The organism is Rhodococcus wratislaviensis (assembly GCF_041228765.1).
Lineage (GTDB): Bacteria > Actinomycetota > Actinomycetes > Mycobacteriales > Mycobacteriaceae > Rhodococcus_F > Rhodococcus_F wratislaviensis.
This window is the reverse complement of the sequence record NZ_CP150488.1, coordinates 5,413,620-5,435,702: the sequence shown is the minus strand read 5'-3', so window position 1 is coordinate 5,435,702 and position 22,083 is coordinate 5,413,620. Positions and strand designations below refer to the sequence as shown.

The following is a 22,083-nucleotide window of genomic DNA, read 5'->3' as shown; positions in this document are numbered from 1 at the left end:
TCCCTTCTCAGAGTGTGCGCAGGCGCACGTTGACCTGCTTGGTCTGGGTGAAGCCGGCGATCATGCCCTCGAGTGACACTTCGCGGCCGAGGCCACTCTGCTTGTATCCGCCGTAGGACTGGCCGACCATCTGGCCTCCGCCCTGGTTGACCTGCACCCACCCGGTTTCGAGGGCGTGGGCGGTGGACAGAGCCAGATCGAGGTTGTGTGTCCACACGTAGGCGGCCAGACCGTAGTGCGAGTCGTTGGCCATCTCGATGACGTCGGAGTGGTCGTTCCACGGGATCGCGACGAGCGCGGGTCCGAAGATTTCCTCCCGGGACAGGCGCCAGGAGTTGTCGGCGCCGGAGAACACGGTCGGTCCCATGTAGTAGCCGTCGGAGTTCGGGATCGTGGCGGGGGATCCGTCGAGGACCGTCGACACCTTGGACGAGCTCAGGCCGTCGTCGAGGAACCCGCAGACGGAGGCGAACTGCGTCTCGTTGATGATGGCGCCCATGTCCGTGGATTCGGCGAGCGGGTTCCCGACCTCGAGTCCGGCCAGGGTGGTGACGAGCCGGTCGAGGACCTCGTCGTAGATGTCCTGGTGCAGGAACAATCGGGAACCGGCCGTGCAGCTCTGGCCCTGCCGGTGCACCCGGGTCGACAGCAGCAGTTGATTGACGAAGTCGTCGTCGATGTTCACGTCGGGGAACACGATCGAGGGGTTCTTGCCGCCGAGTTCGAGGGAGACGTGTGCGAGACGGCCACCGGCCTCGCGGGCAACATGCCGGCCCACCTCGGTGGAGCCGGTGAAGGAGATCTTGTCGACGTCGGGGTGCTGGACGAGGGCTTCGCCGGCGACCCTGCCGGATCCGGTGAGGACGTTGAGCACACCGGCCGGCAGGTGTTCGGCGCAGATCTCGGCGAGCAGCAACACACTCAGCGGGGCCGCCTCGGCAGCCTTGACCACGACGGTGTTGCCCGCGACGAGGGCGGCGGGGATCTTGAATCCGGCGATCATCAGCGGGGAGTTCCAGGGCAGGATGCAGCCGATGACGCCGAGCGGCTCCTGGCGGGAGTACTGGAGCTGATCGTCGCCGGCGGGCAGGACCGTGCCCTTGATCTCGCCGGCGACACCGGCGAAGTACCGGAACAGGTTCGCCAGTGTGGCGACCTCGGGGCGCGCTTGGGTGCGCAGCGCGTTTCCGGTGTCGAGGGCGGTGAGGCGGGCCAGTTCCTCGGCTCGCGCGTCGATGGCGTCGGCGATCTGGCTCAGGATCCGGCCTCGTGCCGTGAAGTGCTGAGAGCGCCACCGGGGGAAGGCCTTCTGCGCGGCACGCACCGCGCGATCGACGTCCTCGGTGCCCGAGGCGGGGACACGGCCGATCACATGCTCACGCAGGATCGGGGTGGTCACATCACTCCACTGACCGGACAGGGCTTCCACCCAGGCCCCGTCGACGAACATGGGGTAATCGCGGGCGTCGGGAATGTGGAGCTCAGCGAGTGAGGTTTGCGTGGAGGTCATATCGGAATCTCCTTGATGTACGGATGGCTCTGCTGGGGTGCAGGGAACAGTGCTAGGTGGACGGAGCGACGCTTCCGCGTTCGGACAGCGCGCCGATCGCGTGGGCGTAGACGTCGTCGACCTCACCTTCTGCATCGACCGACAGAAGCAGTGGCGAGTAGTAGTCGAGCAGCGGTCGGGTTTCTTCGTGATAGACCCGCAGACGTCGACGAATGACGTCCTCGGTGTCGTCGGCGCGGCCGCGGGCCAGCATCCGTTCGACGACCGCATCGTCCGCGATCGAAAAGTCGAGGACGGCGTCGATCTGGCTCAGCTGCCCGCCGAGGAGCTCATCGAGGGCGATTGCCTGAGTCACGGTGCGGGGGAAGCCGTCCAGAATGAATCCTGTGGCCGTGTCGTCGGCTGCGAGACGCTCCGCGACCATACCGATGGTGACCTCGTCCGGGACCAGTTCGCCGGCGTCGAGGAACGATTTCGCCGTCCGTCCCAGTTCCGTGCCCTGTGTGATGTGGCTACGGAACAGATCGCCGGTCGAGATGTGGGGGAGCTGGAGCGCCGTCGAAAGCGACTGCGCCTGTGTGCCTTTACCCGCCCCCGGCGGCCCTGTCAGAATGATGCGCACAACGAATTCCTTTCACATCGAGCAGCGTCTCACGCCCGGCGCCGCAGCATCACGGGGTGAGGTCTACGTGGGAGGGGCTACGACTGTTGTGCCTGCGCGTCGAATGCGCCGGCACGGATCGCCGTTACGATCGCCGAGAAGTCGCGGCCCGGGCCGTCCTGGGCGACGAACTGTTCGTAGAGTTCGGTGGCGCGTCGTCCGAGCACTGTGTCGACATCGTTGTCCGCCGCGGCGGCCTGCGCGAGTCGAAGGTCCTTGAGCATCAACGCGCTCGCGAATCCGCCGGCGTAGTCGCGGTTGGCGGGGCTGGTCGGAACCGGTCCGGGAACCGGGCAGTTCGTGGTCAACGCCCAGCACTGACCGGACGCGGTCGACGAGACGTCGAACAGGGCCTGGTCGGTCAGACCCAGCTGCGCGCCCAGCGCGAAGGCTTCGCTGACGGCGATCATGGAGATCCCCAGGATCATGTTGTTGCAGATTTTCGCAGCCTGACCTGCTCCGGAGTCGCCGCATCGGACGATGCGGGCTCCCATGGCGTCGAGAAGTGAGCTGGCCTGGTCCACCGCGTCGGCCGGGCCGCCGACCATGAACGTGAGGGTCCCGCCGTCCGCGGCGACCGTGCCTCCGGACACCGGGGCGTCCACCGCCCGATGCCCGGCGCCGACAGCCAGTTCAGCGGCTGCCCGCGCATCGGCGACATCGATTGTCGAGCAGTCGAGGAAGAGGGTTCCGCGCTGGGCGGCCGGAACCAGGTCGGCATAGACGTCGAGCACGTGCTTACCGCTGGGCAGCATCGTGATGATCACCTCGGCACCTTCTGCTGCCTCGACAGCAGATGCAGCAGAGCCGATTCCGCGTGATGTTGCCATCTCCGCTGCCGCAGGGGAGGGATCGAATCCGATGACCGTGTGGCCGTTGGACACCAGATTCGTGGCCATACCCAGGCCCATGTTCCCGAGCCCGAGGAAAGCGATCTTGCTCATCTGTACTCCTAGCGGTGTGATAGCCGAGTGTCACGCGGAGACCGAGGGTGTGCCCAGCAGGTGACATCAACTCGTACGAGCTCATGGATGACCCCGAAAACTGTTCGTTGGCTTTCTGGCGGGGCCGAACACAAGTGTGCCGGGGGAGGGAAGGCGGGGGAATCACCGAACCTGCAACCGGGATGTGCAAACTTGCATCGCCGCAGGTAACACGGTGTGAACTGTTCCCGATATACCGCCGGAGAAATGCCCACCTGGGAGCTGGCTGGTCCAGGCATCATTCCTACTCGAACATGCTTTCGGGAAGCCAGTCTGCGTCGAACAGTCGCGCGAGCTTCCCGAACGCCCCGAGATCACCATCGACACTGGCTGATGTCACCATGAGCCGATTGATCATGATCCGAGCCGCCTGCTCTTCCACCGTTCCGGCGGCGAACAGGAGTGACCATGAGCAAACCTGCCCGTCGCGATGCGCACGACCCATCGTTTGGTGTGCGGCAATTCCGGAGTAGCGAGGCTGGTGGAAGAACCCGATGCGACGTGCCGATGAGGCGCGGGAACCGTCGACCATCAACTCGGACGCCTGCAGATTGATCGCAGATGCGGTGTTGAACACCACGACCGGGTTGTGGCCGCGCTGAAATCTCATGCGCTCCGTCTCGAGATCGCCCCCGCCGAAGATGCGCGAGACGCCAATGCCGTGCTCCTCCAAGAGGCTGGCTACCGGGTCGGCGGCCGTGGTGACCAATTCGACGGCGACGAGTACCTGGTAGCCGCGTTCGACGTGTGCGGCTACCAACTCGGCGGTCTGCGGGGCTCGCAGCATGCCGGCCTTCTGCCGAAACCGCATCAGAGCGGCACGGCCGCGGGCGGTGTCGTTCCCTTGGCGGGCGATCCTCATCGCGCTCCGGAACTCACTCCAGTCCTGGTGGTACGCAGCCCATTGTGTGGCGGTGAAGTCGAGTGGCAGGCCGTCGACAGGTGGCGGCCCCCAGGGCGCGTCGCGATGCACCATGACGGGCGGGTCGCAGTCGGTCATCCACTTCCGGACGCGGGTGACGGCCTGATGCTGCAGCCGCTGAGAACCTTTTGCTTGGTCGTTCCAGTCCCATTTCCCCTTGTCCCACCCGGGAGCCAGGGGAAGTCCATGCTCGACCAGCTTCTGACCAAGATCGGCCCACTCGCCCGGCGGGTCATCGTGCAGCTGCGCGAAAAGCGAAGACAAGTAGGTGTATTCGCCTGGGTGATGCCCCGGCGTCGCCGTCACGGTTATCACGAACGGCGCCTTCTCTGGCGGCGCGGAGAGGCGGTTAATGCGCCGCTGGTACTGGGTGCGCTGGGCCGTGAGGTGCCTGAATTGCTGTGCCTCGTCATTGATGATGAGGGAAAAGGAGTACTTCGGTTGGCCGTTGCGTCCGAGCAACTTCTTCAGCTGGTCCGGAGAGATGATCAGCCACCGATACCCACCGTCGCCGAACGCAGCGAGGGCGTCGCGCCACGCGGCGATGGTGATCTGGGCTGGCCGGTCCACGGTGATGAGTACGGTGTCGCCGCCCCCCCAATTTCAGCGCAGCTTTCGCGCCGATGATTGCGCTGCCGGTCTTGCCTACACCGGGCTCGTCGGCCAACAGAAATCCGCGCTTGCCGTGGTGAAAGGCCATTGCGATCGCCTCCGCGGCGTCCACCTGTTCTGGCCGCGGTATCTTGTGGAAACCAGTAGCGCCCGGTTGCCGCACGCCGTTGAAGTCCTCTTCGACCCAGCGAGCGTATGAGTACGGCTTCGACGCGTAGACGGCGAGTTCGTCAGGCAATCGAGCGCCGATGTAGGCATACGCTTTGAGTGCCTTGTAGTACTTGGCACCGGGCGCGGATGCCCGATAAGGGACATCGAGGATCCAGATCTGCTCCCCGTGCCCCGGGGTGGGTATCAGCGGCGCGGCGCTGGCGCGTCTGGGACTGGAGCGTCGCCGGGTGGTCTTCCGTGCGGCCATGATCGTCGGCTAATCCCGGGGCGAATCGCCGGGATCGACGATGTCGACTGCGGTCGGTGTGGCGGCGACCGTCGCGGCGGCTTGCGTCGAGGAAACGCGGGCTGTCGCAGCGGGCGCGGGGGCCGACGCAACGGCAGGTCGAGTATCTACGTCGATAGTTTCCACAACCTCAGGTTCGGCCAACGGTTCCAGTGCTGTCGACTCTATATTGGTTTGCGGCATTGGATTGCGCCGCAGCCACGAAGTCTGGCGGATTTCATGACGTGGGGTTGTCGAAGGCATCGAGGCGTTGGAAGCTGAGTTGACTCGGAGGCCTTAGGGTCCATCGCGACTCCTGTGAGGCGAATGACCGGGGGAGCGGCACAGCGGGGTTATCTGGACTGCGTCATGCGTGAGTGATCTGTTTCGACGACTTCATCCGTCTGCCTCATCGAGGCAGGGGTGACACCGTCTGGGCGGGAGGGACCCGTGGCCAGGGCGGTCCAATAAGAATGTAGGAACTCGCTATGGGGCCGGGCGTAGCGCCACGCTCATGGCAGCTCCTCCGTTGCGACAGTATTGACGGTCCACGCTGTCGTCTTTCTGTCGCACGACGAGTCGGTGGCGCCCGCATCAGCGTGGCCACCGACGGCGCTGTCACATACCTCAGCCGACCACGACCGAGTCACCCTGAACGGAGACGCTTCGTGGGACGAGCGGAGCGAACGCCGGACCGGTGTGCACAGACCCGTCGAGATTGAACTTGCTGCCATGGCACGGGCAATTGATGGTGCCGCCGGAGACGTCGGAGACGGTGCATCCCGCGTGCGTGCATGTCGACGAGAACCCGCGGAAGTCACCACCGGTGGGCTGTGTGACGACAACATCGCCGAGCACCGTGCCGCCACCGACGGGAACGTCGCCGGTCGGCACGGTTGCACTCGCGGGCTTCGCGGCTGGCCTGGCGCTGGCGCCGGGCGCAGCCGAGGCGTGGGTTCTACGGAACAGCGCGCTGCCGGCGGCCAAGGCGGCTGCCGCAGCGCCGATACCGACGAGAACTGTTCGGCGGGGAAGCGCTAGTTGATCGCTCCGCAGGCTCTGCTGCTGGTTATGGTCGTCGGACGGCATGTCAGGTCGCTCCCTTATCTGGGGCTGATGTCGATGGACTCTCATTAGTTATAACGAGAGACGGGGACGACTGGTTCACACGCGCCACACCGGGCAGGCTGTGCCCGACTCGGCGGATGGTTGAGAACCGTTCACCCTGCGCCCGCAGTGAGGGTGATGTTGTCCTTGACTCCGGTGGTTGCGGCCGACAGGTCGACCTGCCGCAACGGCAGGGTGACCGGGGTTGCGGCGGCCGGGCTCATATCGGTGGTCAGGGTTGTGGTGCGGCCGTTGATCTGTGCGGCGACCGGGTGCGCGAAGCCGTCGACGGCGATCGCCGGTGGAACCGACTCCACTGCTGCACCTGAAGCGTCGCGAACGATCAGGTGGTTGTTCTCGTTACTCAGGCGCTCGGGCTCGATCGAGCGCGGGGGAGTGGGCGGGCTCGCCTACGCGGGCTCGAGGTCGCGCTCGAACTCTAACTCGAACTCGATTTCATCCCGAATCGGGACCTTGTAGTAGCCCCCATCGGGGATGTCCGGCTTCAGGGTCCGTCTCGTCTCGTCCACTGCGCCGCATCGAACAGTCGACAGGCGGAAGCCGCGCCGCTGGTAGAACTGCATCGAGTCGAGGTTGTCGATCGGCGTGACCAGCCGCAGTCGCGAACAGCCTTGTGCACGGGCGATCGAACGCGGTGTCGTGTTGTCCTACGGGACGATCCGGCGCTGGTGCGCGAAGTTCGGGCAGGACCGAGCGAGCCGGCTGCGGCCACACCGGGGACGACCGGGCGATAAGTGGCACCTCGACGAGGTCTTTATGAGTAGCGCGACCACCACGAGTCGCGCCACATCCGCGCTCTCACCCAACCGTTCCCAGTCAAATCGGCGACGTTGAGCGCAGGGGAGGGAGGAGCACCCGGATCTCGGTCGCGTCCAGAGCCCCTCGGGCTCGCGAAACCGCTACTCGCGGGTCGTCTGCATATGCACGAGCATGTCCGAACCGTGAATCAGAAGTGCGCAGTGGCTCCAACCTGGCACCAGCAGCGCGGTACAGCTCCACTTCGCGCACACCCTCGCCGAGTCGAGCCGACTCGAGGCCGCTTATCGACTCGAGCGTGCAGTCCATCTCGCTTGACGCGAACCAGATTGCCTCGTACATGGGTGGTCGCGTCGCCGCGTGGGCGAGCTCGGCGCGGAGCCCGTTGAGGAGGTTCCGTTCGCCGAGGGCCTGGCGGACGGTGTACTCGGTCAGGTTCACCGCAAGAGCGTCCTGGACCAGCTGGGGGATGCAATCGCCGGCGAGCCGGGTGTGTGTCTCGATGATCCGAGGCCCGCCCTCGGTCAGCACCAACTCGGTGTGGGTCGGGCCGAAGCCGATCTCCAAAGCCGACAGCACCGAGCGGACGTAGGCGCCGATCGCTGCCAGTTGGTCGGCGCTCACCTGGGCTGGCAGCACGTGGCCTACCTCGACGTGGGCAAACGGGTCGGAGTACTTCTGGGTGACGCAGACGATTTCGTGAACGCCTCCCTCGGAAAATGCCTCCACGCTGACTTGCGACCCGATGTGTAGCCGTTCGACCAGCACACCTCCGCTGGTCCACTCGCCGGTGACGCCGGCTGCATCGAAGGCGGTCGCCAGATCGGCCTCGGTTTCGATCCGGCGGATTCCTATGCTCCCTGCGCCGACGGCGGGCTTGGCGATGCAAGGGAATCCGTGGATCCGTGTAAACTCGCGCAGCTCGGTGACGGACCGGACGATGGCGTGGGGTGTGTCGTCTATGCCGAGCGCGGACAGCCGCTCCCGCATGCTTGGCTTGTGGTGCACCCAGTGAATGGTTTGCCTGGTGTGCATAGGAAGGCCGAGTTCCTCTGCGATCACGGCTGCCCGATCCTGATCCCGTTCGGCGAACGACGCGATCTTGGTGAAGGGGTCGAGGCGATGGACCGCTGACGCAATCGCCAGCCACTCCTGGTCGCTAGTCTCCGCCCGCAGACCCAATATGCGCTGATGCAAATGTTGCTCACGCAGTTTCGGCACGATGGCGAGCTGGCAGACGACCGACGTCCGCACATCGGTGCCCAAGGACCGCAACAACCCCGGCATGGTCATGCCTCCACCGACGACAAGCACGTGATCGGACATCGTTCGCCTCATTTCGAAGCCGTTAGGTGAATGTCATTGCCCCGAGAGGCAGTTGATATCGTCGTGAAGCCAACGGTGGCCGCGGCAAAGACGATGGCGAGAACAAGCCAACCGGTTGTGGGCAGCGCGAGTACCACACCGGTCATGAGCACCGGCCCGACGATCCGCTGGAGGCCGGATCCGCTGTTGAATGCGCTGAGGTACTCGCTACGGCGGCCATCCGGAGCCAATTCGAAAGATACCTGCCACGCCGCGATGCTATGGAGGTTCTCACCCAGAGTGAGTAACGCAACTGCCCCCGCGCAGAGGGCAATTGCCGTTGATCCGGTGATTCGTTCGGCGGTGAGACAGCAGAGACAGGCGGCGACGAGGGCACCGGCGGCGACGAACAATGTCGAGTTCGTCGCGGTCGTCAACCGCCGAATACGGCCGAACCCCAGTTGCATCACCACCGTGAGCCCGGTGTTCAACGCGAGCATCAGTGAGACCCACAGTGGCGAGGCCCCCAGCCGCAACACCATCCACAGTGGCAGCAGGACAAACAAGACGGAGTCGTGTAGAAGCAACAGACCGTTGAGCCCGGCCAGGCTGAGAAACGCCGGGTTGCGCAATGCCGGTCTCGAGGTTCCGCAATTCTTCTCCTCCTGTTGGGCCGGTGGTGTTGCACTGCGGCGAAGCGAGTACACGACCCACGCAAGTATGAGAAACGAGGTCCCGTTTATCGCGAGGAGGCCCGCCACCAGTGGCTGCGAGTGCGTCGTCAATGCGGCGCCCGCGACGAGAGTTCCGGCGCCGAGTGCGACGTTGCGCGCGGCCCTGATCGAGGACATCACCCGGATTCGGGCATCACCGGCGAACAACTGCGCTACCAGCGACTGTTGGAGGGGCGGCGTCGCCGCCTCCAATGCCATCAACGGAAGCGTCAACAACAGGAAGGTGACGTACTGGGTGGCCAGGGCATAGGCGACGAATCCGACTCCGCGCAACGCGAGGGCAGTGCAGTAAATCCTGATCAGCCCGAATCGGTCCGCCAGTCGTCCCACGAGGATGGGACTGAGGACACCGAAGACCGCGCCGGCCGACATTGCGGCGACGACCGAGTTGGCGGTGAAACCGACGATCGTGACGAAGTAGAGGATCGTGGCAGCCGCGCTGATTCCGGTGCCGAATGAGTCCACGGCAGCGCCTCCGACCAGGCGCTGCATGCTTCTCGGCTGCGAACGTGCCGGCGTTGTCGGCTCACTTGCGACGTCGGGAACGCTCATGAGTTTCCCGTTGTGCCGTTGCGAAGTGCCGCACGATCGACCTTGGCCCGCCTGTCCAACGGGAGTCGCGTGACTAGGAGGATCTTGTCCGGCAACTGGGCTGGGGCGAGCGTGTCGAGCAGCGCCATCCGAATAGCGCGAAGTGACAGCGCGTCCGCACCTGCGGATACACCGCAGTACAACACGATCCGACCGCCCTGCTGCACCACCGCGGCTGCGGCGTCGACGGCCGGGACTGCGACCGCCGCTGCCTCGATGGCCGGCAACGAGACCTTGACGCCGCGGCGCTTGACGACGTGGTCCAGTCGGCCTTCCACAACGACGCTGCCGTCGGGCGCGAGCGAGGCGAGATCTCCGGTGCGCAGTCGACGCCGGCCCGCCGCATCACGCTCGAATCGGGTCGACCCCGTGACGGGTGTGAGGTAACCCAGCGCGAGGTCCTCACTGACTATACAAAGCTCCTGGGCATCGTCGAGGTCATCGACCGGCACGAGTTCGACCGCGGTACCAGGTATCGGTGTGCCGACGGGCACGATTGCAGTGTGCACCTCGGCGCCCGCCGGCAGCACGTGGCGAAGTTTGATCACGGTGGACTCGGTGGGTCCATACAGGTTGATGACGACCGGGTAAGGGGCGTGTGTTCGCCAACGCCTCAGCAGTGGCTGCGGAAAAGGTTCGCCGGACACCAGGAGTCGCCGTAGGCGCTCGGTCGCCGAGCGGACCGTTGTCGGGTCGGCTCGGTCCATCGCCGTAACCAACCGGGCAAGCATCGATGGAAGGAGGCACACCATTGTGGGCTGATGCTCGGCGAGCCACGTCAGCAACGTCGTCCCGCCGGTGAGCGCGGCAGCTGGTGTCACTGCGATCGTCGCGCCGGCGACCAGAGCGCCAAGTGTCTCCTTGAACGAGAAGTCGAACCACGGATCCGCAGTGTTGGATACCACATCGCTCGGGGCGAGGGCCAGTTCTGCCTGCTGCCATTGTAGGTAGCGAGCCAGCCCACTACGCGAGCCGACGACGACTTTCGGTTCACCCGACGTGCCCGAGGTGGTCAGCAGGTATCCGCAGCCTTCCGGCGTGTCGGGGAGGGTGGCCGGATCGCTCATGGAATCTGGAGGAACTGGTAGGAACGGGCGTTCGGCCAGAATGCATCCCACCATCTCGGTGAGAGACTCCACGCCCCGTGGTTTTCTGATCAGAACTGGGCCCGTGCCAGAGGTGAGTTTCGCGGCGAGTTCCCGCGATTTCGTGAGCAACTCACCATAGGTCAGGACGGCATCGCCTTGCACGACTGCACGGTGCATCGGGTCGGTCCCGCACAATCCGGACTCGATCAGCCGACGCAGTGGGACGTCGATCGAGCCGGCGGCGTAAGTGGCTGGTGAGCGCATCGCTCTACCCGGTGGGATGGTCGGTGACGAGGATCCGCACACCGGCAGTATCAGAGTCGCAATCAAACCGCAGCACCGTCCCTCCCCGTCGTATCAGCACGTCGCCGCCCTGCATAGGAAGGCGTGTGCAGGCGCCGTTTCCGCGGGCCTGACGCAACAGCGCAACCCGGGATCCGTCGCCATCGCCGTAAGCGAGCGTCACCTCGGCGGGCAGCAGGGCGTCCGCCGCCGAGGCACCGAGTTCAGCCAAGGCGTCTGCGACGACGCCGAGGTCGAAGGCAGCGGCCAAAGTTGTGCGGTATTCGCCGAGACGTCGATTCAGATGGTCGAGATAGCTGGCGAACTCACGCGGAGTTGGGGCCAGATAAAGATCTCTGAGTTCGACCGGTAATCCCGTGGACACCGAAAGTTCCGAAACGATCGAGGCGGCGAGCAACGAGTTCCCGTCGAGGTCGAAGAAGAAGTCGTCATCGGGCCGGACAGAAGCCCCGTCGAGTAGCCGACTCCACAAAGCTGCGATTGAAACGGCATCCATAAGTAAATCCCTTCCAGCGGAACGCCCAGGACGAATTGCTCAATGAGACAATCATTTAGGAGAGATCACCCCCAAATGGACAGACACATCATGGGCGCCGGACACGCTTGGAGTAAATCCACCCTTGGTGTGGAGTATCGGACCCCTTGCCCGGCAGATGTGGCTTGGCGTCGCGCACCTTGCACGTCAGTCGCGTTCGGGAATTGCGCTCGGTACCCCGGTGACGCATCTATCGGCCGTAGTTGGGCGAGTAGGTTCCGCGCCGATCGGACGGCCCGTGGATGGGTCACTTTGCACCCAAGGGTGTCTATCGGTGGCGTGGAGAGCCACCCATGATTTTTCCCAGGCCGCCGAGGAGTCGGTCTCGAGATGAGGACGAACGACCTGACCACCATCGAACTCGCGGAGTGTGTCTCTGCCGAAACTGGGTTCGAGCTCAGTCGGGCGATCTTTGTCGGTGGTGTTTCCAGCGGGCGCGACGATTGGATCGGGGCAAGCTACATGAAGAACCCAATGCGAACCTTCCGCGGCGTGCAGCTTGCCGACCTTCCGCAGCTTGAAAAGTTCACGGAGCAGGACCGGCACGAAATGCGGGTCGTCGCAAACCTATTGCCTTTCAAAGTCAACAACTATGTTCTCGATGAGTTGATCGATTGGTCGTCAGCTCCCGACGACCCTATCTTTCGGATGACCTTTCCGGTCCGAGAGATGGTGCCTGCGCGTATATACGATTTGGTGTCGGACGCGCTCTTGAACGGCGTTGATCGAAAGCAGCTGGAAGCAATCGCGCGGAAAGGCCGCCAAGACCTCAACCCACATCCGTCCGGCCAGCGTGAGTACAACGTGCCGCTGCTCGACGACGAGCCGGTTCCTGGGCTCCAGCACAAATACCGACAAACGCTTCTGGTATTTCCATCCCAGGGTCAGACGTGTCACTCGTACTGCGCGTACTGCTTTCGTTGGGCGCAATTCGTCGGTGATGCGGACCTGAAGTTCGCAGCACCGGGTCCCGGTCAGATGACCGATTACCTCCGTGGCCACCGGGAGGTCACCGACGTGCTGCTCACCGGCGGCGATCCGCTGATCATGTCGACTCCGGTGCTGGCCCGGTGGGTCACGCCGTTGTTAGCGCCTGATCTGGAGCATGTGACGAACATCCGCCTCGGCACCAAGGCTTTGGTGCAGTGGCCGTACCGCGTCACGTCCGGACCTGATGCCGACGAGCTGCTGCGGCTGATCGAGGCGTGCGCTACCGCGGGAAAGAGCGTCGCGATCATGCTGCACGTCTCGCACCCACGCGAGCTCGAAAGCGAGGCGGCAGCGGCCGCCGTAGCAAGGCTGCGTTCAGCGGGGGCCATAGTCCGAGCGCAGGCGCCGATTATTCGCCACGTGAACGACTCACCGCACGCGTGGGCAACGATGTGGCGGCACATGGTGCGGCTCGGCATCCAGCCCTACTACACCTTCGTCGAGCGCGACACCGGCGCGAGCGCGTTCTTCGAGGTTCCGCTAGCCCATGCGCTGACCATTTTCCAGCAGGCGCAGCGTGCTGTTTCCGGTCTGGCTCGCACTGCACGTGGCCCGGTCATGTCAGCGACCCCCGGCAAGATCGCCATAGATGGCGAGACGGTCGTGAACGGCGAGCGGTTGTTCGTACTGCGTCTGTTGCAGGCACGTGATGAAGCGCTGGCCGGCACGCTGTTCTTCGCCGGACACAGCGAGAGCGCCGTCTGGATCGACCAATTGACCCCTGCTCTGTCCCCGTCATGGCCGTGGGAATCATCTCGCGATCGCACCCGACCCGAACCCATTGAAGGAGTTAGTCGATGACCACAGACTCGGTCACCCAGGGCATCGTCCACAGTGTCAACGGAAGACTGCCGGAGCTGGCATTCGAGAACAGGCCTTCGGGCGCGAAACTCGGAATCTTCGATCTGCCGAAGATCGAGGCCTCCGTGGCGCCATTCACGCTGGCACACATTCGTGTGCCCGCGGGCGTCACCACCGTCGAGGATCACCATGAGGTGCGGGAGATCTGGCTTGTGCAGTCCGGGTCGGGGATTCTGACCCTGGACGGCGTCCGGTCGAGGGTGCGGGCCGGCGACACGTTGTACTACGAGAGCTATCGACGCCACCAACTGCACAACGACGGCGACATTCCGGTCGAGATCGTGTCGATCTGGTGGCGTCCGTGAACGCCAGGCCAAGCTTGAGCGTGATGTTCTTCGCCGGTTCGGTGCCGGCGGACCGCACCGACCGCTACCGCTTGGTTCACGACGCCGCTGCGGCCGCCGACCGTCTCGGCTACGAGGCGATCTGGTTGCCCGAACGTCATTTCGACGTCTTCGGCGGGCTGTTCCCGAACCCGTCCGTTCTGGCCGCCGCACTTGCGGGCACAACGACGCGGTGTCACCTGCGCGCCGGGAGTGTCGTTGCGCCGTTGCATGATCCGATAAGGATCGCCGAGGAATGGTCGGTGGTGGACAATCTGTCCGGTGGTGGCCGCGTCGGGCTGTCGATCGGTTCCGGATGGAATACGAACGACTTCGTGTTGGCGCCCGACCGGTACGAGACCAGGGTGGCCGATTCACGGGCCTCCATAGCAGAGCTTCGCGCGCTGTGGGCCGGACGGCGGGTCGCCCGGCGTAACGGCTCGGGCCGGACGGTCGAGGTGGCTATCCAGCCGCCACCACTTTCCAGTGAGCTGCCACTGTGGTTGACCGCCTCGGGAAATCCCGACACGTTCATTGCGGCAGGACGATTGGGAACCAATCTGCTGACGCACCTGCTGGGCCAGGACCTGGGCGAGCTGGCCGGCAAGATCAAACTTTACCGTGACGCGCGAGCGACGGCCGGTCACGACCCCGGCTCCGGCCGGGTCACCCTGATGCTGCATACGCTGGCAACGGCCGACGACGCGCAGGCGTGGACGGCAGCTCGCGCACCGTTGCGGTCGTACCTGCGATCGGCGCTGGAGCTGGAGCTGCGTGCGTCGGCTGGTGGTGGCCGGGTGAGCGGCGGCAGACGACTTGCGTTGCCCGCGTTGTCCGAGGCGGTTGTGGAGGAATTGCTCGACGAACGCACGCGCCGCTTCTTCGACGACGCCAGCTTGCTCGGCGCCGTGCCCAAGTGCCTGGCAATGCTCGAGGCGGTCGCCGCCGCCGGAGTGGACGAGGTCGCCTGCCTGATCGACTTCGGTCCTTCGAGGCAGTTCGTACTGGACAGCCTGAATCGTCTCGCACCGCTTGCCCGTCCCGAAGTCGAGGGAGCAGTCAATGTTGGAACACCTTGATCTGGTTGGTATCGGTGCAGGTCCGTCCAATCTGAGCGTCGCAGCGCTTTCCGCGCCGATCGGTCGGCTGCGGTGCAAGTTCTTGGACCGGCAACCGACACAACGTTGGTACCCCGGTCTGATGCTGTCCGCCGCGGTGCTGCAGGTTTCGCACCTGAAGGACCTCGTAACCTTGGTCGATCCGACGAGTCGCTACACCTTCCTGAACTTCCTCGCGCGCACGGGTCGGCTCCACCGCTTCGCCAGTTTGCATACCCCGCTGATCGCTCGCCGAGAATACGAGAGCTATCTGCGCTGGGTCAGCGACCAGTTGGATGAGGTGCAGTTCGGGTGTGCGGTCGAGGAAGTAACATTCGACGGGCAGGCGTTCAGGGTGGAATCCACCCGAGGTGCGTATGCGGCACAACACCTGTCGATCGGGGTCGGCCCGCGGCCGTACGTGCCGGAGGTCGCCACAGGCAAGCTCGGTGAGGATGTGTTCCACTCATCTGACTTCGGCTACCACACCGATTCGCTCGCTGGCCGCGACGTCGTGGTAGTCGGTGGTGGGCAGAGCGGCGCCGAGGTGGTGGAACACCTTCTGCAGCTCTCTGGCCGGGATGCCGTCGGCTCGCTCACCTGGGCGAGCAGGCGGATCGGGTTCCAGCCGCTCGACGAGTCGCCGTTCACCAACGAGTGGTTCCACCCGGACTATGTTCGGTATTTCCACGGCCTATCGCAGAGCCGTCGTAGCCAGTTGCTCGATGCCCAGCAGCTCGCCAGCGACGGCATTTCGAAGGGGCTGCTGGAATCGATCTACCGCAGGCTGTATCACAACGATTTCGTCGATTCGGATCGCATTCGGACCACCCTGCTGCCTGGCCGTGAAGTGACCGGACTCTGCCGTGGGCCGGGTGGCAGGGGCTGGCGGATGAGCCTGACGCACATCGATACCGGCGAAATCGATTCGGTCGGTGCCGATATCGTGGTCCTCGCCACCGGGTACCATTTCCCCCTTCCCGAGTTCCTCCACCCCCTCGGGGGTCGTATCGCGCGTACCAATTGCGGCCTGCCACAGCTTGCAGCGGACTACTCGGTTTCATGGGCGGGCCCAGCCGGAAACAAGATGTTCTTCCTCAACGCCGGAAAGCTCAGTCACGGCATCGCGGATCCCAATCTCAGCCTCGCCTCGTGGCGTGCGGCCACTGTATTGAACACGATCACCGAGACCCCGTTGTATCCCGACCTGCGTAGCTCGACGTGTTCGTGGGACGTCGCGGATCGTGCTGCCACCCACCCGCCGGTGGATTCCGGCGTCGACCTGCTGACGGAAAGTAGCCGACCATGACCCAGCACCTCATCGTGCCGAGCAATCCCACGCCGAACGGGGACCTGCACATCGGGCACATCGCTGGACCGTACATCGGTGCGGACGCACTACGGCGTGCTGCCATCGCCCGGGGTGAAGACGCCGCTGTCCTGCTCGGCACCGCCTGGCAGCAAACGCATGTGCTGTTGGCCGCCCGCCGGCAGGGTCGCGATGTCCTTGCTGTCGCGAGCGAGTTCGCCGCCCAGATCGAGGAGTCCTTCGCCGCAGCCGATATCGGGTACGACGTGATGCTTCGACACGAGGACATGCCGTCGATCGAGCAGATGACCCGGCGCGCATGGTCGACGCTGCGCGAGCTCGGCATGATCGTGGTGCGGGATTCCGTCGCACACTACTGCTCGCCATGCCGAGCGTGGCGCTTCCAGGGACTCGTTGCCGGTCGGTGCCCGCGTTGCCGGTCGTCTGACGCGTACGGCATCGACTGTGAACAGTGCGGTCTGTACCACGACGACGCCGAACTGCTCGACGCCGTGTGCACCGTGTGCCACGAGCCGACAGAACTTCGGCCCCTGCGCCGTGCGTTCCTCGAGCTGGAACCACAGCGTGCCTGGTTCGAGCAATACCTGGGCAGCATCACACTCGGCGACCCGGTCCGCGAATACGCGGAGTCCGTGCTGTCGGAGGCGCTGCCGTCCGTTGCCGTCACGGTACTCGGCGGACCGGGCATCCCGGCCTTGGACGAGGAGTTGCCAGGTCAGACCATCTATCCGGCATTCGAGTTGGCACCCCGCTATGTCGTCATGACTGCGCGACACCGCGCTGGTAGTGCTTACGAACCCGCACGCACCAGGACCACCATGGTGTTCGGTGTCGACAACGCGTTCGAGCGAGTATTCCTTTTCCCCGCAGTGCTGCGCGGGCTGACCGAAACGCACGCTCCCTTTCCGGACGTCATGCACTTGACCTACTTCTACATGCTCGACGGGGCCAAATTCTCCACGTCCCGCCGCCACATCGTCGGCGTCGCAGAACTTGTCGGAGTGGCGGGAGCCGATGCGGCCCGCCTGTACCTCGCTGCGAACCGGCCCGAGCGTTCGCCGACCAACTTCACCCGATCGGCATTCGAGGAGTCGGCAGAGGTCTCCGCGGTACGTCGGCTGCGAGCGTGGGCGGATACCGGCGAGGTTCCACCCGGTGATGAGGACTCTTCCAGAGATCCCTGCATCGAGCTCGCGCACGCGGCCTCCGAACTTGCCGATGCGCTGCGGCCCGAGAGCCTGTCCTGCCAGAACGCGGCTCGGGCGGTGCTCACCCTGACCGGGTTGGCCGGGGCATCCCACGGTGACAGGTTTCGGGACGCGGTCCTGAAGGTCCTGGTCAATGGGGCAGTGCTTGTCCCGGACACCGCGGCCCGGTTGGCCAGCGCCTTCGCGGTGCCGCGAACGCGCTTCGATGGTGCCGCACAGCGCACGAGTGGAGGACGAGGATGAGCGATCCCGTCAGGTGCGCGCTGATCGGCTGTGGTCCGATGGGCGCCGCCGCTGCCCGCGAGCTGGTGCTTTCCTGGCCCCGCCAGGGGGAGCCGTTGCAGCTGACTCTGGTCGACCGCGACGCGAGACGGCTGCGTGCGCTCGCAGCGGCCCTACCGGCATCGGCCGGCGTTGCGGTCGAAGCGCACCACGGCGACGCGGCACACCATCCCACCCAGCAACTACTCGCGGAGCAAACGGTGTTGGCCACCGCCCTGTCGTGGGTCGATGCCGCACCGGCGCTCGATCTCACGCTGGAGCACGGACTTCGGCTGGTGGGTATCGGTCGCCCACCAGCAGATCCCCGAACAGAACTGTCTGGTCGCGCATCGGTATCCGGTGCTTCCATCGTTGTCGGCGCCGGTCTCGAGCCCGGTTTGACCGAAATCCTCGCGCGGCGATTGGCACGTGACCTCGATGTGGGCGGAACCGTGCACTCATACTGTGGCGGGGTCCCACGGGCACCGCGACCGCCGATGCATCACGTGTCCTGGTACGGCACGCGCATGACGATCGACGCGCGACCGACCTACCAGTTTCGCGGCGGCGTGCTCCGTCAGGTCGAACGATTCAGTGGGGTCGAAATGGTCGACGTCCCCGGCCTCGGCTCGCTGGAAGCGTTCCACGACGGTCTGTCGCCCTACGTCGGCGCCGATGCCGTGCTCGGCTCGCTGGCCGATTACACGGCCAAAACGCTGCGGTGGCGGGGCTATGCCGATCGTGTCCGGCTACTCGCCGAGATTGGCCTGCTAGGGGAGCTGCCGGTCCAGACCATCGACGGCCCGGTCCGTCCCCGCGCGCTGCTCGACGCCATACTCGCTCCGCACATTTCCCCTCAGCTCGGGGACACCGACGTCACCGTGCTGGCCGTCCAGTCGAGCGGAACTTCGGGCGGAACGCCCTCGAACAGGTCGACCGTGACTATCGCCGAGACCGACGCCGTCACCGGCGTCACCGGTATGGGACGACTGACCGGGGCGGTGCACGCCGCTGCGATTCGGGCAGTATGCGGCCTGGGAGCAGGTGTTCACTACGCCCACGAAGTTCTGGTCGACGGGAAGGCGGATGCACTTCTCGAGCGATTCCTAGCGACGGGGATATCGGTGACAGAACACTCAGACGCGTGGCTGACCCGATCGCAGCCGGGACACGGCGGCACGGAGGACCGCGATGAGTGAATCCGTCGGATCGCTTGCCGCGAAGTGGCCGCCCGGCAGCGTGAGGTGGGTATGAGAGGCCGAGGTGGCCGCCGACCACTGTCGGACTGCGGCGGCGTCGACCACCACATCGTCGATGTAGCTCAGCGCTGTCACCGGCGCGGACACCCGGACACCATCCCACGAGTAGCTTGCGCTCAGCTCGAAATCGGCGCGCAGCAACGGAATCAGCATGTCCTGAACGGACTGGTCGAGTGCGTGCGCGCCCCACGACTGTACCGTGGCCAGCAATTCGGCATCGGTCTGGTGGGTGAGTTCTCCTGCAATTCCAGCGCACTGCGGACCCTGCCGCGCGGACACCACCAGCTCGACGTCCACCGCGTCATCGGCGAGCAGACGGGCGGCCTCGAACGCCACCGTAGCCCCGATGCTGTGACCGAAAAGGACAACCTGGGGTTGCTCGAGGGCGAGAACCCTGCCTGCCACGTCCGCCGCGGCCGCGGTGAGCGACGTCGCAAGCGGTTCGTTCATGCGCTCCTCATGACCCGGCCGCGACAACGGCACCACGCGCGCCCCGTCCACAGCGCGGGGCCACCGGCGAAAGAACGACCGGCCGGCACCGGACGGCGGCACGCACACCACCACTGCCATGCACACTCCGAACAACGACAAGGGGACTAGCAATATGGTACGTCGAACGATCGTCTTCATGGGCACTCGGCGTGTCCCTCTGGAAGTGCAGGCAGCACTGCTCTCCGCACACGCTGCCGGGTATCGAGTTGCCCTGGTCACCGGGTCGGTTCCGCCGATGTGCAAGAACCTGGTCGACGATGTCGAAATCGTCGACATCTTCGACCGCCCAGCAACCCTGCAGGCAGCCATGGCGCTCGCGGCCCGCAGCGGGGCAGAGGGCGTCGTGTCCTGGACGGACATCGGTGTCGAGCTGGCCGCCGCGTTGGCAGAGCGATGCGGATGGCCGGGTCCTGGCACCGAGGCGGCGCACCGGGCTCGCAACAAACACTCGATGAGGTCCGCGATGGCCGATCAGGCGCAGTTCATTCCACGGTTTCGGCATGTCCGTTCCCTGTCGGACTTGCAGTCGGCATACGAGGAGATCGGCACACCTGCGGTGCTCAAGCCGGCGGGTGGCAGTGGCAGCAGGTCCATACTTCACGTCGAGGAGGGGGCCGACCTCGCCGCGTTGTACGCGCACGCGTCCCGGCTGACCACAACGGACATTTCTCGGTTGTTTGCCGACTACGAAGGCGAATTCGTCTACGAGGAGCGTTTGGGCGGCACCGAGCACAGTGTCGAGGGTTTGGTCAGTGACGGGAAAGTGCATATCGCGGGGATCACGGACAAATGGGTGACCGAGCCGTACTACGTCGAGTACGAGCAGGTGCACCCCACCGCTCTGCCGGCAGCCGCGCAGCGCAGCGTGCACGACCTCACTGAAGCCGTGGTCAAGGCGATCGGCCTGAACTGGTGTGCGTTCCATCTCGAATGTCGCGTCCTTCCCGACGGGAGTGCCAAGCTGCTCGAGATCGCCGCCCGGCCGGCCGGTGGTTACATCACATCCCACCTGATTCCGTTCGCCACCGGAATTCCCTTCCACGAAAACCTGGTTCGAGTGGCAACCGGACAACAGCCAGACATGATTCCGACTCGGAATCGGTACGCGGGCAGCCGCGGCGTACTCAGCCCGGCGCGGGGCCGCTTCGGCGGCTTCGACGGTCTGGCCGAGGTTCTCAACATCTTTGGAATCGAGCACTTCGTCTTCGAGCGTGAAATTGGTGGGAACATCGTGCTCCCGCCCGGTGACGCACTGAGCGCCGTGCTCGGTTACGCGATCGCCCGATCGGTCAGCTACGACGATGTCCGAGACGTTCTGCGGCGCGCGGTGGCGCTGTCCCGGCCGCGAGTGGAGACCTAGATGCGCGCCAACGGATTACCACCGGTCGAGCGGATCGAGCTCGGTGCCGGGTTGACCGGGCGGGTAGTCGCCACGGTCGACCTACTCGTGCAGGAGGGTTTGGCAGCGTCGAACGGGGAGGCGGCGTGGACCTCGCCTGAATGGTGGCGCTTTGTGGAGGCCGATCCCGACCACGAATCGCTGTATCTGGTCATCGACGGCGCGGACAGCCGACCGGTCGCCGCAGCACCGGCGTTGATCGTTCGGGACACCCGAGGCCTGCTGTTCTACAACGGTCCGCGGATCATTGGTGATCTGTCCGCGATCGGCTCGGTCTCCCATCTCGCGCCGGACGAGCAGGCAGCGCTGCCCTGGTTGACCGCTGGGGTCGAGGCGGCGCGGCCGGCACTTTACCCGTCGCTGACGGTCGGCACATTCGGATCGAACCTCGGACTGCGGCCCTTTGCACCCGGTCGCATGACGCTCCCCGTTTCAACTGTCGTCCCGGCGCTGGCCAGACTGGCAGAGGTGGTCGCCGAACTCGTCGGCTGCCGAAGCCATGCACTGCTGTACCTCGATCCGGAGGAGGACGCCGCGTTGGCGTCGGACGCCGTCGTCGCCGGACTCTGTCGTTCGGTGTTCGGCGGTGAAGGCGTCCTCGACGTGCCAGACGGCGACTTCGACGACTACCTCTCGATGCTGCCCAGTTCGCGGCGGAGGACCATCCGTCGCGAAATCCGGGCATACGCCGAGTTCGGTGCTCGAACCGAAGTCGATTATGGCCCAGGGGCGCTCACCGACGACCATGTCCGATTGCGGTCGGCATTGCGGGAAAAATACGGTCACACGGCGGGACAAACATGGGCGCGTAAGGAGTTCGACACCCTCCGCGAAACTGTGGGCGAGCGGCTCGTCGTGTTCAGCGCACGCGGGACCGAACAGATCCTCGGATACTTGATGGCGTTCCGGTTCGGCGATGTGCTGTATACGCGTGCTGCCGGCTTCGACTACGAGGCATCTTCAGGTGCATACTGCTACTTCAACGTCGTCTACTACGACGTCATCAAATGGGCCCAGCGCAATGGCGTGCGTCGAATCCACTACGGACTCGGAACCACGGCTGCGAAGGTCTGGCGAGGATGTACGCTGCGGCCGCGCTGGGCCTACTTCGGCCTCGGGCCCGGCGCTACGCCAGACACGAGCGAAATGATCGCAATCCAGAACGCAACAGCATCACGGTTGCTTGCCAGTCTCGGGGCCGAGTTGGAGTACGGGAGCATGGCAGGGGCGGAGGCGGGATGAGACCCTCCCCGCCGATGCCGCAAGTTCCGCGACGATGTCGTCCGCGTGGCCCACAAC

General features: G+C 65.0%; 20 protein-coding genes. 8 read left to right on the top strand and 12 right to left on the bottom strand.

All coding sequences use genetic code 11. From position 1 onward, the window contains the following. Positions 1-7: 7 nt before the first annotated feature. The 11 genes from WKC72_RS25045 to WKC72_RS24995 form a co-directional block, all read right to left on the bottom strand. On the bottom strand, positions 8-1,510 hold the full coding sequence (locus tag WKC72_RS25045; protein ID WP_037239303.1) for an aldehyde dehydrogenase family protein: 1,503 nt from the start codon (positions 1,508-1,510) through the stop codon (positions 8-10). A 52-nt stretch (positions 1,511-1,562) separates the two neighbouring features. After that, on the bottom strand, positions 1,563-2,132 hold the full coding sequence (locus WKC72_RS25040) for an adenylate kinase (protein WP_037239301.1): 570 nt from the start codon (positions 2,130-2,132) through the stop codon (positions 1,563-1,565). Between the two features lie 77 nt (positions 2,133-2,209). Continuing rightward, on the bottom strand, positions 2,210-3,115 hold the full coding sequence (mmsB, locus tag WKC72_RS25035) for a 3-hydroxyisobutyrate dehydrogenase (protein WP_037239299.1): 906 nt from the start codon (positions 3,113-3,115) through the stop codon (positions 2,210-2,212). Positions 3,116-3,398: 283 nt separating this feature from the next. Next, the gene (locus WKC72_RS25030; RefSeq protein WP_370179934.1) at positions 3,399-4,646 is read right to left on the bottom strand and encodes a DEAD/DEAH box helicase; all 1,248 of its coding nucleotides are present in this window, start codon (positions 4,644-4,646) and stop codon (positions 3,399-3,401) included. A gap of 1,105 nt (positions 4,647-5,751) precedes the next feature. Continuing rightward, on the bottom strand, positions 5,752-6,213 hold the full coding sequence (locus tag WKC72_RS25025) for a ubiquinol-cytochrome c reductase iron-sulfur subunit (protein ID WP_052033557.1): 462 nt from the start codon (positions 6,211-6,213) through the stop codon (positions 5,752-5,754). 131 nt (positions 6,214-6,344) lie between these two features. Next, positions 6,345-6,548 carry a hypothetical protein gene (locus tag WKC72_RS25020; RefSeq protein WP_255221689.1) on the bottom strand — a complete coding sequence of 68 codons (204 nt, stop codon included), beginning with the start codon at positions 6,546-6,548 and terminating at the stop codon, positions 6,345-6,347. A 93-nt stretch (positions 6,549-6,641) separates the two neighbouring features. Next, complete coding sequence (locus tag WKC72_RS25015) at positions 6,642-6,815, bottom strand: hypothetical protein (RefSeq protein WP_370179931.1); 174 nt, start codon at positions 6,813-6,815, stop codon at positions 6,642-6,644. 253 nt (positions 6,816-7,068) lie between these two features. Next, positions 7,069-8,301 carry an ATP-grasp domain-containing protein gene (locus WKC72_RS25010; protein ID WP_370179929.1) on the bottom strand — a complete coding sequence of 411 codons (1,233 nt, stop codon included), beginning with the start codon at positions 8,299-8,301 and terminating at the stop codon, positions 7,069-7,071. A gap of 41 nt (positions 8,302-8,342) precedes the next feature. After that, positions 8,343-9,512 carry an MFS transporter gene (locus WKC72_RS25005; protein ID WP_370179927.1) on the bottom strand — a complete coding sequence of 390 codons (1,170 nt, stop codon included), beginning with the start codon at positions 9,510-9,512 and terminating at the stop codon, positions 8,343-8,345. An 83-nt stretch (positions 9,513-9,595) separates the two neighbouring features. Next, on the bottom strand, positions 9,596-10,705 hold the full coding sequence (locus WKC72_RS25000) for an AMP-binding protein (protein ID WP_245973279.1): 1,110 nt from the start codon (positions 10,703-10,705) through the stop codon (positions 9,596-9,598). Positions 10,706-10,994: 289 nt separating this feature from the next. After that, positions 10,995-11,525 (bottom strand): phosphopantetheine-binding protein, encoded by a 531-nt coding sequence (locus WKC72_RS24995; RefSeq protein WP_037239285.1) that lies wholly within the window; start codon positions 11,523-11,525, stop codon positions 10,995-10,997. A 369-nt stretch (positions 11,526-11,894) separates the two neighbouring features. On the opposite strand from WKC72_RS24995, the gene WKC72_RS24990 reads away from it, so the two are divergent. From WKC72_RS24990 to WKC72_RS24965, 6 genes are read left to right on the top strand one after another with little or no spacing between them, the layout of a single operon-like run. Beyond that, positions 11,895-13,355: a KamA family radical SAM protein gene (locus WKC72_RS24990; protein ID WP_370179923.1), complete on the top strand. Its 1,461-nt coding sequence runs from the start codon at positions 11,895-11,897 to the stop codon at positions 13,353-13,355. Further along, complete coding sequence (locus WKC72_RS24985; RefSeq protein ID WP_037239283.1) at positions 13,352-13,720, top strand: cupin domain-containing protein; 369 nt, start codon at positions 13,352-13,354, stop codon at positions 13,718-13,720. Before WKC72_RS24990 ends, WKC72_RS24985 begins: the two co-directional genes overlap by 4 nt. A gap of 23 nt (positions 13,721-13,743) precedes the next feature. After that, on the top strand, positions 13,744-14,817 hold the full coding sequence (locus WKC72_RS24980; protein WP_174233909.1) for a MupA/Atu3671 family FMN-dependent luciferase-like monooxygenase: 1,074 nt from the start codon (positions 13,744-13,746) through the stop codon (positions 14,815-14,817). Next, positions 14,801-16,144: a lysine N(6)-hydroxylase/L-ornithine N(5)-oxygenase family protein gene (locus WKC72_RS24975; protein ID WP_128638705.1), complete on the top strand. Its 1,344-nt coding sequence runs from the start codon at positions 14,801-14,803 to the stop codon at positions 16,142-16,144. Before WKC72_RS24980 ends, WKC72_RS24975 begins: the two co-directional genes overlap by 17 nt. After that, positions 16,141-17,616, top strand: a complete 1,476-nt coding sequence (locus tag WKC72_RS24970; RefSeq protein WP_370179920.1) for a class I tRNA ligase family protein — start codon at positions 16,141-16,143, stop codon at positions 17,614-17,616. Before WKC72_RS24975 ends, WKC72_RS24970 begins: the two co-directional genes overlap by 4 nt. Further along, entirely contained in the window at positions 17,613-18,833 is a 1,221-nt protein-coding gene (locus tag WKC72_RS24965) for a saccharopine dehydrogenase family protein (protein ID WP_128638704.1), read from the top strand. The genes WKC72_RS24970 and WKC72_RS24965 overlap by 4 nt, the downstream gene beginning before the upstream one ends. Here WKC72_RS24965 and WKC72_RS24960 read toward each other — a convergent pair. Further along, positions 18,771-19,463, bottom strand: coding sequence for a thioesterase II family protein (locus WKC72_RS24960; RefSeq protein WP_112302359.1), 693 nt, complete (start codon positions 19,461-19,463; stop codon positions 18,771-18,773). The genes WKC72_RS24965 and WKC72_RS24960 overlap by 63 nt on opposite strands. A 58-nt stretch (positions 19,464-19,521) precedes the next feature. Here WKC72_RS24960 and WKC72_RS24955 point away from each other — a divergent pair, with 58 nt between their 5' ends. Together WKC72_RS24955 and WKC72_RS24950 are read left to right on the top strand one after the other, a co-directional pair. Continuing rightward, positions 19,522-20,745 (top strand): ATP-grasp domain-containing protein, encoded by a 1,224-nt coding sequence (locus WKC72_RS24955; RefSeq protein WP_235214431.1) that lies wholly within the window; start codon positions 19,522-19,524, stop codon positions 20,743-20,745. Next, the gene (locus WKC72_RS24950) at positions 20,746-22,026 is read left to right on the top strand and encodes a GNAT family N-acetyltransferase (protein WP_037239258.1); all 1,281 of its coding nucleotides are present in this window, start codon (positions 20,746-20,748) and stop codon (positions 22,024-22,026) included. It abuts the gene before it with no gap. The last annotated feature ends 57 nt before the right edge of the window (positions 22,027-22,083 follow it).

Excerpts from the sequence above, each read along its gene's own strand:
- WKC72_RS25025 (WP_052033557.1), bottom strand. The coding sequence starts at position 6,213 with ATGCCGTCCGACGACCATAACCAGCAGCAGAGCCTGCGGAGCGATCAA.
- WKC72_RS24985 (WP_037239283.1), top strand. The coding sequence starts at position 13,352 with ATGACCACAGACTCGGTCACCCAGGGCATCGTCCACAGTGTCAACGGA.
- WKC72_RS25010 (WP_370179929.1), bottom strand. The coding sequence starts at position 8,301 with ATGACCATGCCGGGGTTGTTGCGGTCCTTGGGCACCGATGTGCGGACG.
- WKC72_RS24960 (WP_112302359.1), bottom strand. The coding sequence starts at position 19,463 with ATGGCAGTGGTGGTGTGCGTGCCGCCGTCCGGTGCCGGCCGGTCGTTC.
- WKC72_RS25015 (WP_370179931.1), bottom strand. The coding sequence starts at position 6,815 with ATGCAGTTCTACCAGCGGCGCGGCTTCCGCCTGTCGACTGTTCGATGC.
- WKC72_RS24950 (WP_037239258.1), top strand. The coding sequence starts at position 20,746 with ATGCGCGCCAACGGATTACCACCGGTCGAGCGGATCGAGCTCGGTGCC.
- WKC72_RS25045 (WP_037239303.1), bottom strand. The coding sequence starts at position 1,510 with ATGACCTCCACGCAAACCTCACTCGCTGAGCTCCACATTCCCGACGCC.
- WKC72_RS24990 (WP_370179923.1), top strand. The coding sequence starts at position 11,895 with ATGAGGACGAACGACCTGACCACCATCGAACTCGCGGAGTGTGTCTCT.
- WKC72_RS24970 (WP_370179920.1), top strand. The coding sequence starts at position 16,141 with ATGACCCAGCACCTCATCGTGCCGAGCAATCCCACGCCGAACGGGGAC.
- WKC72_RS24995 (WP_037239285.1), bottom strand. The coding sequence starts at position 11,525 with ATGGATGCCGTTTCAATCGCAGCTTTGTGGAGTCGGCTACTCGACGGG.
- WKC72_RS24965 (WP_128638704.1), top strand. The coding sequence starts at position 17,613 with ATGAGCGATCCCGTCAGGTGCGCGCTGATCGGCTGTGGTCCGATGGGC.
- WKC72_RS25000 (WP_245973279.1), bottom strand. The coding sequence starts at position 10,705 with ATGAGCGATCCGGCCACCCTCCCCGACACGCCGGAAGGCTGCGGATAC.
- WKC72_RS24955 (WP_235214431.1), top strand. The coding sequence starts at position 19,522 with ATGGGCACTCGGCGTGTCCCTCTGGAAGTGCAGGCAGCACTGCTCTCC.
- WKC72_RS24980 (WP_174233909.1), top strand. The coding sequence starts at position 13,744 with ATGTTCTTCGCCGGTTCGGTGCCGGCGGACCGCACCGACCGCTACCGC.
- mmsB (WP_037239299.1), bottom strand. The coding sequence starts at position 3,115 with ATGAGCAAGATCGCTTTCCTCGGGCTCGGGAACATGGGCCTGGGTATG.
- WKC72_RS24975 (WP_128638705.1), top strand. The coding sequence starts at position 14,801 with ATGTTGGAACACCTTGATCTGGTTGGTATCGGTGCAGGTCCGTCCAAT.